Annotated in this window: 13 protein-coding genes; 4 read left to right on the top strand and 9 right to left on the bottom strand. The window is 35.3% G+C overall.

The genetic code is table 11. The features are described 5' to 3' along the window. Window positions 1-66: DUF3948 family protein (locus VF726_RS29145; RefSeq protein WP_440173738.1), on the bottom strand; the 66-nt coding region annotated here is incomplete at its 3' end. Between the two features lie 590 nt (window positions 67-656). Between VF726_RS29145 and VF726_RS29140 the strand changes: the two genes are divergently transcribed. Beyond that, window positions 657-1,529, top strand: coding sequence for a Cof-type HAD-IIB family hydrolase (locus VF726_RS29140; RefSeq protein ID WP_440173733.1), 873 nt, complete (start codon window positions 657-659; stop codon window positions 1,527-1,529). Window positions 1,530-1,568: 39 nt separating this feature from the next. Here the strand turns inward: VF726_RS29140 and VF726_RS29135 are convergent, their stop codons facing one another. The 6 genes from VF726_RS29135 to VF726_RS29110 form a co-directional block, all read right to left on the bottom strand. Further along, window positions 1,569-2,534 carry an ABC transporter ATP-binding protein gene (locus tag VF726_RS29135; protein ID WP_270706034.1) on the bottom strand — a complete coding sequence of 322 codons (966 nt, stop codon included), beginning with the start codon at window positions 2,532-2,534 and terminating at the stop codon, window positions 1,569-1,571. Next, the gene (locus VF726_RS29130; RefSeq protein WP_440173732.1) at window positions 2,531-3,511 is read right to left on the bottom strand and encodes an ABC transporter ATP-binding protein; all 981 of its coding nucleotides are present in this window, start codon (window positions 3,509-3,511) and stop codon (window positions 2,531-2,533) included. Before VF726_RS29130 ends, VF726_RS29135 begins: the two co-directional genes overlap by 4 nt. A gap of 10 nt (window positions 3,512-3,521) precedes the next feature. Then, window positions 3,522-4,445 (bottom strand): oligopeptide ABC transporter permease, encoded by a 924-nt coding sequence (gene opp4C, locus VF726_RS29125; protein ID WP_000447957.1) that lies wholly within the window; start codon window positions 4,443-4,445, stop codon window positions 3,522-3,524. A gap of 12 nt (window positions 4,446-4,457) precedes the next feature. Then, a complete protein-coding gene (locus VF726_RS29120) occupies window positions 4,458-5,414 on the bottom strand; it encodes an ABC transporter permease (protein WP_440173730.1) in 957 nt (318 codons plus the stop codon). A 108-nt stretch (window positions 5,415-5,522) separates the two neighbouring features. Next, on the bottom strand, window positions 5,523-7,250 hold the full coding sequence (locus VF726_RS29115; protein WP_440173729.1) for an ABC transporter substrate-binding protein: 1,728 nt from the start codon (window positions 7,248-7,250) through the stop codon (window positions 5,523-5,525). A 239-nt stretch (window positions 7,251-7,489) separates the two neighbouring features. After that, the gene (locus VF726_RS29110; protein ID WP_440173728.1) at window positions 7,490-9,193 is read right to left on the bottom strand and encodes an ABC transporter substrate-binding protein; all 1,704 of its coding nucleotides are present in this window, start codon (window positions 9,191-9,193) and stop codon (window positions 7,490-7,492) included. Window positions 9,194-9,430: 237 nt separating this feature from the next. Here VF726_RS29110 and VF726_RS29105 point away from each other — a divergent pair, with 237 nt between their 5' ends. Continuing rightward, window positions 9,431-9,628 (top strand): hypothetical protein, encoded by a 198-nt coding sequence (locus VF726_RS29105; protein WP_000369258.1) that lies wholly within the window; start codon window positions 9,431-9,433, stop codon window positions 9,626-9,628. Between the two features lie 244 nt (window positions 9,629-9,872). Here VF726_RS29105 and abc-f read toward each other — a convergent pair whose 3' ends face one another. Together abc-f and VF726_RS29095 are read right to left on the bottom strand one after the other, a co-directional pair. Then, window positions 9,873-11,753 (bottom strand): ribosomal protection-like ABC-F family protein, encoded by a 1,881-nt coding sequence (abc-f, locus tag VF726_RS29100; protein WP_440173726.1) that lies wholly within the window; start codon window positions 11,751-11,753, stop codon window positions 9,873-9,875. A 124-nt stretch (window positions 11,754-11,877) separates the two neighbouring features. Further along, the gene (locus VF726_RS29095) at window positions 11,878-12,012 is read right to left on the bottom strand and encodes an RAxF-45 family protein (protein ID WP_000830642.1); all 135 of its coding nucleotides are present in this window, start codon (window positions 12,010-12,012) and stop codon (window positions 11,878-11,880) included. A gap of 426 nt (window positions 12,013-12,438) precedes the next feature. Between VF726_RS29095 and VF726_RS29090 the strand changes: the two genes are divergently transcribed. Both VF726_RS29090 and VF726_RS29085 read left to right on the top strand, forming a co-directional pair. Further along, the gene (locus VF726_RS29090; RefSeq protein WP_440173724.1) at window positions 12,439-12,561 is read left to right on the top strand and encodes a spore coat protein B; all 123 of its coding nucleotides are present in this window, start codon (window positions 12,439-12,441) and stop codon (window positions 12,559-12,561) included. A 134-nt stretch (window positions 12,562-12,695) separates the two neighbouring features. Then, window positions 12,696-13,490, top strand: a complete 795-nt coding sequence (locus VF726_RS29085; RefSeq protein WP_440173722.1) for a DUF4931 domain-containing protein — start codon at window positions 12,696-12,698, stop codon at window positions 13,488-13,490. The last annotated feature ends 6 nt before the right edge of the window (window positions 13,491-13,496 follow it).

The following is a 13,496-nucleotide window of genomic DNA, read 5'->3' as shown; positions in this document are numbered from 1 at the left end:
TCCACTTGCTGATCCTACGAAGTCACCTTTTGTTACTTGTAATACTTGCTCTTTCATTTTATGTATCCTCCTTTTAATAAGTTATCTATATGTAATTTCTAAGAAATGTTTATTTCATAGTTTTTATGTTGGCGTTACATTAAATTTAATAACGTAACGTTTGTAACATTAATGTAACATAACTATTGTTACGTTGCAATATAATTACGTAAATTTTATTACACTTTTTTTACGTTTTTTTATAAACACCCTTGAAAACCTTGTTTTAATGCACTTTCTACTAATCCTATGTTTGTAATGTTATTGTAATATTACAGTCATATAACGAAATATCCCCATACTACCTCCTACTTTTATTACAAATTAAAGTGCATATTGGAATGAATACGTTGGAATCTATCAAATTTTCACTAACGATTTATTCGAGATAAAGTGAAACTTTAATTAGTGGGGGCTTCATCCCCCCACTGATTATTAGTTGAACCAATCGGACTTTTATGGATAGCCCGACCCCCACCTAAATTCTTTGCTTTCGCTGAATTTTGAGGTGGGGGTCTTACTGCCCATTAAAGCGGGATAAAATACAATCTTTCCAAGATAAGTTTATATGTTTCCTCTATATAACTATGTATAATAAAAGCAAAGAGGTGGTCATTTTGAAATTAATCGCATTAGATATGGATGGTACACTACTATCATCTAATCTTGAAATCTCCAAAGAGAACTTACAAGCTATCCAAGCTGCAAAAGAGGCTGGTCATATTGTCATGATTTGTTCTGGTCGTGCAAAAGAGGATGCTTTAAAATTATTGGAAGAATATAAACTATCTCTTCCAGTTGGAGCGAGCAATGGGGCAATTGTTTATGTGGATGGAAAAGTAATTAACTCGCGTTGTTTACAAAACGATAAAGTATACAAGCTTGCAAAATTACTAGAATCTGAAGGTTTTCCTTATAAGCTATATACGAATAAAGGAGTTTATTCTCCATATACATGGCAAGATCAAGTCATGCAAGCTTTCGAAGAGAACAAGCATGCACTAGATGTTACACTTGAGGAACTTGAGAGAATTACAGAAAAACAAAAGAAATCAAACTTAATTACTGATTTCCAAAAAATCGAAGATGTTGTAAATAATCCAGAATTAGAAATATCTAAATTCTTCATTTTGACATTTAATGCAGCGCATCGTGCACAGCTATTAAGTATGTTACAAGAAGACACTGATATTTCGGTTACAGCATCAGCTCCTACTAATGTAGAAATTATGGATAAGCTTGGTCATAAAGGAAACGGTCTACAAGAAATGGCTGCTTATTTCAACATACCAATTGAAAATACTATTGCAATTGGGGACAACTTTAATGATGTACCAATGTTACAAGTAGCTGGCTTATCAGTTGCGATGGGCAATGCTGAAGAAGATGTAAAAAAACTATGTGATGTTGTAACATTAACAAACAATGAACATGGTGTTGCTCATGCAATCGAGCAATTTGTATTGCAACAAACTTCATCTAGTAAATAAAAGAAAAGGACCCTTTCCATTTGAAAGGGTCCTTTTCTTTTATACGTGATGGCAAGCAACAAAATGCTCCTCACCAACATTACGGAATTCTGGTACCGTTTGTTTACAAATATCTGTTGCAAACGGGCAACGTGTATGAAAACGACAACCCGAGGGTGGATTTGCTGGACTTGGGATGTCACCCTCTAGTATAATCCGCTCTCGCTTCACTGTTGGATCTGGTATTGGCACAGCCGATAACAATGCTTTTGTATACGGATGAAGTGGGTTCGTAAATAACTCATCACGCGGCGCTGTTTCCACAATCGTTCCTAAATACATAATTCCAATTTTTGTACATAAGTGCTCTACTACGCTTAAATCATGTGAAATGAACAAATAAGATAGTCCCTTTTTCTCCTGTAATTCACTAAATAAATTAATGATCTGTGCTTGAATAGATACATCTAGTGCTGCTACAGGTTCGTCAGCTACAATAAATTCTGGATTTAATACCATAGCTCTTGCGATAACGATACGTTGACGTTGTCCACCAGAAAACTCATGAGGATACCGGTCAATATGATATGGGGCTAAGCCACATAACTCTAATACTTCTGTCACTTTTTCACGAACATTTTCTTTCGTTGCTAGTCCGTGAGCCAACATTGGCTCGCCAAGTGCTTCTCCAATTCTCATTCTCGGATTTAATGAGCTAAATGGATCTTGAAACACAAGCTGCATATTAGGACGATGTTTTCTCAATTCCTCTTTTGATAGAGAATAAACATCCTTTCCTTTAAACTTCACTTCCCCTTCCGTTTTTTGGACGAGACGTAAAATTGTTTTTCCTATCGTTGTTTTCCCGCTTCCTGATTCGCCAACAAGGCCAAATACTTCACCTTTATTAATAGTAAAGCTTACTCCATCAACTGCTTTTACATGGCCAACCGTTCTACTAAATATGCCGCCTTTAATCGGAAAATATGTTTTTAAGTTTTTTACTTCTAATAATGGTTCACTCATTGTTCCGCACGCTCCTCATATAACCAGCAAGCTACTTTATGATTCTCATCATGTACATTCAGATTTGGTGCTTCTTCTTTACATATTTCCATACAATGCTCACAACGACCGCTAAAGTAGCAAAATTCATCCAAACCGACTAAATTAGGAACTTGCCCTGGAATAGAATATAGTTTATCTATTCGTTTTCCCATCACTGGTTTTGATTTCAACAAGCCTTTCGTATATGGGTGTTTCGGATTTTGGAATATCTCTAGTACTGGTGCTTCTTCAATAACTTTCCCGCCATACATAACGACAACGTAATCAGCCATTTCTGCTACAACGCCTAAATCATGTGTAATTAATAAAATGGATGTTTTAAATTCCTCTTTTACTTGTCTTAATAAGTCCAATATTTGAGCTTGAATCGTAACATCAAGGGCCGTTGTCGGTTCATCAGCAATTAATAACTTAGGATTACAACTAAGTGCAACAGCAATCATAATACGTTGTAACATACCACCGCTCAGTTCATGTGGATAAGAATGGACGATTTCATCCGCACGAGCTATGCCAACTTTACGAATTAATTCGATTGCTTTCTTGTATGCTTCATTTTTGCTAAGCAGTTCATGCTCCCTTAACGTCTCTACAATTTGTTCCCCTACAGTGAAGACTGGATTTAGCGATGTCATCGGTTCTTGGAAAATCATCGCAATATCATTGCCTCGTAAACTACGAAGCTCTTTCTCCTTCATTCTTAAAAGACTTTTTCCTTCATATAAAATATCTCCACCTACTACACTGCCCGATTCAGCAATAAGTCCCATAATAGATAAAGCTGTTACACTTTTCCCACATCCCGATTCGCCTACAACACAAACCGTTTCACCTTCTCGAACTGCAAAGCTAACATGGTTTACAGCCTTTACTGTCCCTTCCTCGGTTTGAAAGTGTGTTTGTAAATCTTTCAGCTCTACTACTGCCTTGCTCATATCTTCTCACCTACCGTCTCATCTTTGGATCTAACGCATCACGAAGTGCATCACCAAGTAAGTTAATTGATACAACTGTTATAAAGATTGCAAAACCGGGCGGAATCCATAGCCACGGACGCTTTTGGAAATCGATTAATGAGTTAGCTGCGCTAATCATATTCCCCCATGATGGTGTAGGCGGGACGACGCCGAGACCTAAGTAGCTTAGTGCGGATTCACTTAAAATAGATCCAGCCACGCCCAAAGTTGCTACAACAATAAGCAACGGAAAGACGTTGGGAATTAAATGATGAATGATTTTCCGAGAATCTTTTAATCCTAATACATCTGCTGCTTGCATAAAGGCTTGCTCCCTCAATGTTAAAATTTGTCCTCTCACAAGGCGGGCAAGTCCTGGCCATCCTACTAAACTTAAAATAATCATCACAACATATAAACGGTACTCCGATGGTAATTTCCATTCTGATAAAATTGCTCCCATTATAATAAGTAGCGGTAATCCCGGAATGGACATTAACACATCCGCAACACGCATAATTAAATGATCCACAACCCCTCGATAAAAACCAGCAATTGCTCCTAATAAAGCTCCTAGTATAACGGATAGTAGCATTGACGCTAAACCAATTGTTAATGAAATACGCCCTGCTTGCATAAGTCTAGTTAAAATATCTCGTCCTAGCTGGTCTGTTCCAAGCCAATGCGACAGGCTGGGAGGTTTATTAATTTGTGTTACTTGTACTTTCCCATCAGCATACGGTGAAAAGATTGGACCGATAAAACTAAATAAAAACATAAATATTAAAACGTATAAGCCACACAGTGCCATCTTATTTTTCTTAATTTTTTTATACGCTTGGCGCCATGGTGATGATTCGTTTCTCTTTTTTCGTTCTTTCTTTTTCTCTATTATCGGTGTAATAGTCTCCATATCTTTCCCCCCTTACTTCAATCGAATTCTTGGATCAACAAACGCATATACAATATCAGCTAAGAAATTAGCCATAATTGTTAAACAAGAAAGGAACATCGTAAAGGCCATTAATACCGTATAATCACGGAAATTTAATGCCTCTAATTGAATACTCCCAATCCCTGGCCAGTTAAAAATCTGTTCAATAATAATAGCCCCTGAAAATAAACCCGGTAATTCAAAAGCGAGTAATGTAATTGCTGGCAAAATTGCATTTTTCAATGCATGTTTATAAATAACGGTTCTTTCTTTTAAACCTTTTGCACGAGCAGTACGAATATAATCTTGTCTAATAACATCCAACATGCCGGTTCTAAAATATCGTGTTAACGATCCTACACCAAGAAGCGTTAAAATAAATACAGGTAGAATCATATGACGTAATACTTCTAATATGTATGCTATCCCTGTTGAGTTACTCCCAATATCAATCATGCCACCAATAGGTAATAACTTTAAATCAACTGCTAATAATTTAATTAAAAATAGTCCGATAAAGAATGATGGAAATGACATTGCTGCAAAGACACCTATTGTTACCAATCTATCAAACCAAGAGTGCTGCTTTGTTGCAGAAATAACCCCAATAATAAGAGCAATAATCCAAGTGAAAAATAAAGCTGCAACAGCAACGATAAATGTATTCCAAATGAATTTATTAAGTAATGAAGTTACCGGTTCTTGATACTGTAAAGAAAATCCAAAATCACCATACAAAGCATTCACTAACCAATGAAAATACCTTTCAATAATTGGTTTGTTTAAGCCGTATAATTCCCTTAATTCTTGGGCTCTCTCTGGTGTTAACTTTGGATTTGAATCAATATAATCCCCTGGCAAAAGTGCAAATAAGAAAAAAATAATAATAGATGTACCAAACAATGTAGGGATCATTTGAAGGAACCTACGAATGATATATGTTTTCACCTTTTGTCTCCCCAATCCTATTTACTTAAAAATAGAAGAACATTTTTTCAAAACAGCTACTATTCCATCGCTGTATGAAAAAACGCCTTCTATTATTTAGGTCAACCCTTATTGTTCAATAGATAACACTGGTAAGTTAGAACTAATGCTATCGTATTTTTCTGGATCAATTCCTTTTATACGTGCATTATGAGCATAAAGTAGTTTGCGATAGTTTAATAAAATAACTGGTGGATCATCACTTAACTCTTTATACAGTTCTTTATAAATCGCTTTACGTTTTTCAATATCTGTCGTCCCTATACCTTTTACAATCAAATCATCTACTTTCGGGTTGCTATAACCCGTATCACTTTTTGGATTAGTTGATAAGTAATCACTTACAACTTCACTTGGGTCACTAATTCCTGGTGTTGAAACTGCCGCTAAATCGTAGTCACCTTTTCCTACTTTTGAAAGCATCGTATTAAAGTCCATCAACTCTGGATTTAATTCAACACCAATTTCCTTGTAACTTTCTTTTGCAATTGGAATAAAGATATCATTTGTCTTACCTGTATTTGATGCGTAGTATGTTAGTTTTAACTTTTGACCATCTTTTTCACGAACCCCGTCAGAACCTACTTTCCAACCAGCTTCATCCAATAATTTTTTAGCCTTTTCTACGTCGTGTGGATATTTATTAATCCCTTCTTCTGTATACGCCCATGAAACTGGAGCAATTGGTACATTAGCAACAGAGCCATATCCTTGTAAAGCTGTATCTACATACTTCTTACGGTCTAATCCATAAGTAAGTGCTTGACGTACCTTCTTATCTTTCAAATACGATTTCTTATTATTTACATAGATATAAGCAATATCACTTGATGACTCAAGATTAATATTTGCAAACTCTAATCCTTTTAATTGGTCTATATTCTCAGGATTTGCTCTAAATCCACTATAGTCCAGTTCACCTGTTTGGAATAATTGGAATCCAGTATCACCTGATGTGATTTTGTAAATAAAATTTTTTATTTTTGGTTTACCTGCATAATAATTTTCATTAGCAACAAAGCGTACTTCTTGACCTGGAACATATTTTTCAAATTTATATGGACCCGCTGCAATTGGTTGCCCATATAATGCTTTTAAATAGTCTAAACTTGTATTTTGTTTATAATCTTTTCCATAGTAAGCTTTTGATAGCACTGGGCCACCTAAATTCGTTAACGCCTGTGAATTAACTTTTTCAGTTGTAATTTTAATTGTCTGCGGATCAACAACTTGAATTCCTTCAATAGAAGTTGCTTTTCCTTCTTTATATTCTTTCCCGCCTTTAACAGCATACTGAGCAATATCCAATCCACCTTCATACGCTTTATCATGAAGTAGTGTTAGTGTAAACGCTACGTCATCCGCCGTTAAAGGGGATCCATCACTAAATTTCAAATTTTTACGTAAGTGGAATGTATATGTTAACTGGTCAGCAGAAATATCCCATTTTTCTGCAAGATCCGGAACAGGTTTACTTTGTTTGTCTGTTGTTACTAATGATGCAAAAATCACAGACGTTACATTTCCATCCCAACCATTCTCTTGGAAATATGGAAGGAAAACTCCCCCTGGCTTAGAAATGGCTGTAATAAAAGTATCTTTTCGTTGATTTGCTTTCTCTGGACTTTTCTTTTTATCTGTAGCTGGAATTGATTCAATCTTAGCGTCTTTTAAATCCTGCTTTTTTACCGGTTCTGTAGAAGCCGTCTCCTCCTGTCCCCCACAAGCGGATAAAACAAGCGAACTACTCAGTAATACCGAAAATACACCAGCCCATTTTTTCGTCTTTGTCTTCATTGTCCCCACCCTAACTTTTTTATGATTATACCCTCTGAACTACTTACCTTATGTATGCCTCCCACAGCAACTTTTATAGCCAATCGGAAAAGTCGGTTTTAATCGTAAAAAAATAGATGTTTTTGAGGGGTAACAATCTTATTCCGACCTTTCCGGTAGACTTTATGGTTATTAGCTTATATCGCCAGTTATATTTTGTCAATTCTTTCTAAAGAAATATTTTGATAATTTTTAAAAAATTATCGTTCTATCTTTAATTTAGGTAAACTTAATAAAATGCCGTTATAGTTATCTTCTTGTAATCCTTGAATTCTTGCGTTATGCGCAGACACCACTTTGCTATTATTTAAGAAGATTACGGGCGGGTCTTCGCTTAACTCTTGATATAACTTTTTATAGATTTCTTTTCGCTTTTCAATATCCAACGTTTCCAATGCTTGCTTAGCTAAATCATCTACTTTTGGATTATAATATCCGTCGTAATTTCGTTTACTTGTTGAAACAAACTCTTCAATCGTTCCACTCGGATCATCAATCATTGGCGTAGATACCATCGCTAAATCATAATCACCTTTTATCACTTTTGAAATCATTGTATTAAAGTCCATATATTCTGGGCTGAACTCTACACCAAGCTTTTTATAATCTTCTTTCATCACAGGAATCATTACATCATTTATTTTACTTGCTGATGAAGCAAAATAACTTACTTTCAATTTTTGCCCATCTTTTTCACGAATTCCATCAGAACCTGCTTTCCATCCAGCCTCATCCAGTAATTTCTTTGCTTTCTCTAAGTTATACTCATATTTATTAATCCCCTCTTCTGTATACGCCCAAGAAACTGGCGTAATCGGTACATTAACGAGTGAAGCATAACCTTGGAAATACGTATCAATAACCTTTTGACGCTCTAATCCGTAAATAAATGCTTGTCGGACACGTTTATCTTTAAAGTATGGCTTCTTATAATTCATTTTAATGTAGCCGTAAGAGCTTCCTGTATACACATTAATATTAGCAAAACCTAAATCTTTTAATTGTTCAATCGTCTCCACGTTTGTCGTAAAACCATCATAATCTACTTCCCCGGCTTGAAATTGCTGCAACTTCGTATCACCTTTTGAAATTTTATAAATAAAGTGTTCAATCTTCGGTTTTCCTTCAAAATAATTTTCATTTGCTACAAATCGAACTTCTTGACCTGGAATGTATTTATCTAGCTTATAGGCTCCTGCTCCCACCGGCTTCCCATACAACTCTTTTAAGTACTCCAAATGTCCTTGCTTATACTCTTTTCCGTAATAATCTTTAGATATAACTTCTCCGCCAATTAACGATAATGTTTGGGCATTTACTTTCTCGGTTGTAATCGTAATTGTTTTCGGATCAATGACCTGGATTCCCTCAATAGAATTTGCTTTTCCTTCTTTATATGCTTGCCCACCTTTTATTGCTGTTTGACTAATGTCAGTCGCACCACTATAAGTTGGATCGTGTAATAACGTTAATGTAAACGCTACATCATCTGCAGTTAACAGTGTACCGTCACTAAACTTTAAATCATCTTTCAAATGAAACGTATATGTAAGCTGATCCTCCGAAATATCCCACTTCTTCGCCAAAATAGGAATTGGTTTTCCTTCCTTATCGAGTCCAACAAGAGGTGCAAATATAGCTTGCGTTATATTACCATCCCATCCATTCTCCATAAAGTGCGGAAGGAATATGCCTCCAGGACTCGGCATTCCAACTACAAAAGTATCTTTCCTCTCTTTTACTTTCGTAGGACTTTTTGATTTATCGCTTGCCTTAATAAATTCATCTTTTACTTTTGGTACATTCCCGGCTTCATTTGTACTCGCTTCCTCTTGACCACATCCGGCTAGTAATACTGATACACTAAGAAATGTAGCAAGTACTCCTTTAAAAGTATTTTTCATCGCACGCTCACCTTTACCTTCCTGATTTTTAACAATGTAGGAACATAGACCTCCTTTCTGTAACTATCTTTATTTATCCTATAAAAATAGTATGAATTAATTTCAAGATTATTCCTTTCCTTTAAACATGTCAATATTCCCCTTTTATTTCGTATAAAAAAATTAACAATTCACTTCTATTCGTTCCGTATGAAACATAGAATAGTAATAACCAATTACCAAAAAGGGGGCGAAAACATGGACAACCTATTCCAATACGTCCTGCACTACGTATTATTAACAATTATGATAGTCGGGGCGCTATTACTATTCCCATTCTTCCCAAAGTTCGTCCTCTTTTTAGCTTTTTTTATTATGCTCGGGATCGCTATTATCATTTCAACAAGAGAAGATACGACACAAAAAGAAAACAGAGTTCAGCGTGTAAAGCTGTAACTCTGTTTTTTTATTTTCAATCATGAATCGTAGTTTCACGCACTTATGTCTCGGGAAATAATTAATCGATCTAAAAATCGCCTAATACCATTTATGTTTCACAATCTATGCAAATTGCGGAACATAAATTTATGAAATATGTGTTTCACGTGAAACACAACTTTTATTTATCTCTTAAAGTAAAGTATCCATATAAAAAAGCGAATTCCTTCAGCAAAACTGAAAGGAATTCGCTTTCCACTTTTTACTCCACAATATTCTCTAACTCATTATATAACTCCGCTCGTAACAACTCTTTCTTCGTTTTTTCTTCATACAATTGTTCAAGCATTTCAACATCAACTACATGTTCCATCTTATGATCAAGCGTATATATATCTTCTTCTACACGCATTAACTCTATTTCAATTTCCTCAATATCCCTAACTTCTTTCTTTTTTACAGGTGCTGTTTCAATACTTTTTCTTCCTTGGCGTTGCTGCTTTATTACTTGTGTCTCGAGTTTTTCTTCCCACTTTTGACGCGCCCATGCATAGTTCCCTGCAAACTCAAATAATTTACGCTCATCAATCCAATACGTCTTTTCAAATAACTTATTTAAAAAATAACGATCATGTGAAACAGCTAAAATCGTTCCATTATATTGTTCAAGAGCTTCCTCTAAAACTTCCCTTGATTCAATATCGAGATGGTTTGTCGGCTCATCTAAAATTAAAAAATTGATATCTTGATACATAAGTTGCGCAAGCCTTAATCTCATTTTTTCTCCACCACTCAGTTGTGTTACTTTCTTAAACACCGCTGGACCATAAAATAAAAACTTAGCTAATATATGTCTCGCTTCTCCCTCTGTTACAGCTACATATTCCCTAAAGGCTTCTAATACATTACTCTTCACATTTCCGTACGCATGCTGTGATAAATAACCGATTTTCACACTGCTACCAATTCGAATTTCACCAGCATCTGGTTCTATTTCTTCTAATAATAATTTTAGTAGCGTCGTCTTTCCTGTACCATTACGACCGACGATTGCCGCACGCTCTTGAAAACGAACATGTAAATTTGCTTCATTAAATAAAGGATGGCCAGCAAACCCTTTACTCACTTCTTTCATTACAACAACATCTTTCCCACTTCTCTCTTGCCCTTCAAACTGAAGTCCCATTTGTTTTCGTTCTAAAATAGGTTTCTTTAGTTTCTCCATACGTTCCAGTGCACGTTCCATACTTCTCGCTCTCTTATGCAATCCTTCATTCGGAGGATTCGCCTGATTTGCCCATTCACGTAGTCGTTTAATGGCTTCTTTCATTTTCTTTATTTTCTTTTGCTGTTCTTGATAAGCCTGAAACTCTTGAAGCAACCGCTCTTCCTTTTCCTCAACAAACTGAGAGTAGTTTGTATGATACACGTGAATCTCTCCATCTTCTAAATCAAAAATCTTCGTTACAACTTCATCAAGGAAATAGCGATCATGTGAAATGACCATAACCGTTCCATTGTATTCTTTCAAAAATTGCTCTAGCCATTCCACCGCAAATAAATCTAAATGATTGGTTGGTTCATCTAATAAAAGTAAATCTGGTTTATGCAATAACATGTATGCAAGGCTTACTTTTGTTTGTTCCCCGCCACTTAACTCCGGAAATGATCGAGAAAATAGTTCTGTCACCTGTAGACCATTTGCTACCTTCATAATGTTTGCTTCTATTTCATAACCACCAAGGAATGCAAACTTTTCTTGAATTATTCCGTACCTCTCCATTAATCTTTGTAAAGCAGACGATTCTTGTTCTTCCGCCATATGTTTTTCTAAAGTCCGCATCTCCCTTTCTAATTCCTTTTCTGTTTTAAAAGCGGAACTCAATACATCATATACCGTCATACCCTCATCAAATTTCGGAATTTGTGCCACATGACCAATACGTGTACCTTTCTTCATATGAATGGCCCCTGTATCCAAACTTTCCATTCCAGTTAGCAGCTGAAAGATTGTTGTCTTCCCACTACCGTTACGGCCAACTAATCCAACACGTTCACCATTCTTTATTTCAAGCGATATATTTTCAAATATGATGTTTCCACCAAAAGATTTCGTTACATTATTTACACTACAAATTGTCATTTTCCGTACTCCTTTCAATATAAAAAACCATGGGAAAGAAACATTCCCCATGGTTTTCGGCATAGAAAAAGGAAGCCAAATAGCTCCCTTTTCACACGTTTATTAAAAATGGGTGAAGAGATTTCTATCGTTCAATAGCTACTATGCAATTGTTAAAAAAGGACAGACGTATCCCGTTAACAACTACATCATGAAAAATCGCACGACAAAAATAGATAAAATCTAAAAATTTGGCACGTGCAGCTAAAGAACGTTTCATCTCATTCACCTCTTTCGTACGGAATTTAATACTTACTTCTTTATTATACTTTCCCATTTCATGTTTGAATAGTCATTTTTCTGAAAATAATGAAGATAGACTAAACATTTCAATAAGTGACATCAAATCTTACAAAACTGTTATGTTCACGTAATGGAAAGCGATAGTACGAAAAGATGCCTCCCTATACAATAAAGATGTAAACAAGAGAGACAACATAAGGAGGAAACAATCATGATGAAAGAAATCGTAAAAGCAATCTTTGAGGTATTAGTGAACGGACAAGCAGTTGTAAAAGAACTAAACGAACTATAAAAAGGAGTGAAGGAATATGATGAACATGGTAAAAATGATTTTACACGCTCTAGTTGATGCAAAAGCAGTTAGCCAAGAATTAAACCAACAATAAAAAAGGGGTAAACGAATATGAAGAAAGCCATTATTGTAATCGCAAGTACAGCGATTGCCTTATACACAATAAAAAATAGAAAAAAGAAGCACATTAAAAATGACCTATATTATCCATACACATTATTAAAGAAAAAATAAAAGACAAGGTACCCTATCTTAATGAGGATATCTTGTCTTTTATTTTTCCTATCCCCTTTAAAGGATTTTCTTCTCCTTTTCCCGAATGTATTAAGCGGGATTTTTACACATATTTTAAAGGGGCATACATACAAATGGATACACAACAACTATACTTTTTAAACGATATCGGCAAACAAAAACCAGAAAGCATTCGGAATAGAAGCGCGGCATGTCCTTTTTGCGACAGAGAAAATTTAACGGATATTTTAGCAACTGAGGGATCAATTATTTGGCTAAAAAACAAATTCCCTACATTACAAGATACATTTCAAACAGTGCTAATCGAAACAGATAATTGTGAAGACCATATTGCGACATATACAGAAGAACATATGAGATCACTAATTCGTTTTTCCATTAAACATTGGCTAGACTTACAGAAGAATGAAGAATTCACCTCTGTGATTTTATACAAAAACCATGGTCCATTTTCAGGCGGAAGTTTGCATCATGCACACATGCAAATTATCGGAATGAAATATGTAGACTATCTCGACAACGTAGAACAGGACAACTTCCAAGGAGTAATTGTACAAAAAAACGAACGCATTGAACTCAATATTTCAGATCGTCCTATTATCGGTTTTACTGAATTTAATATCATCATTGAAGATGTTGATTGCATAGAGGAACTGGCAAATTACATTCAGCAAACTGTACGTTACATACTGACAGATTTCCATAAAGGATGTAGTAGTTATAACTTATTTTTCTATTACTTCAACGGAAAAATCATTTGTAAAGTTGTTCCTAGGTTTGTCGTTTCACCGTTGTATGTAGGATATAAAATACCGCAAGTTTCTACAAAACTAGAAGAGGTGAAAATACAACTAGCGGAGTATTTCACAAAACAAAAAGACGCGATTATACATAAAAAAATAGAGTAGGTATAA

The organism is Bacillus sp. Brlt_9 (assembly GCF_051948935.1).
Lineage (GTDB): Bacteria > Bacillota > Bacilli > Bacillales > Bacillaceae_G > Bacillus_A.
Note: the sequence above shows the minus strand (reverse complement) of the source record. Positions and strands in the feature narration are given on the sequence as shown.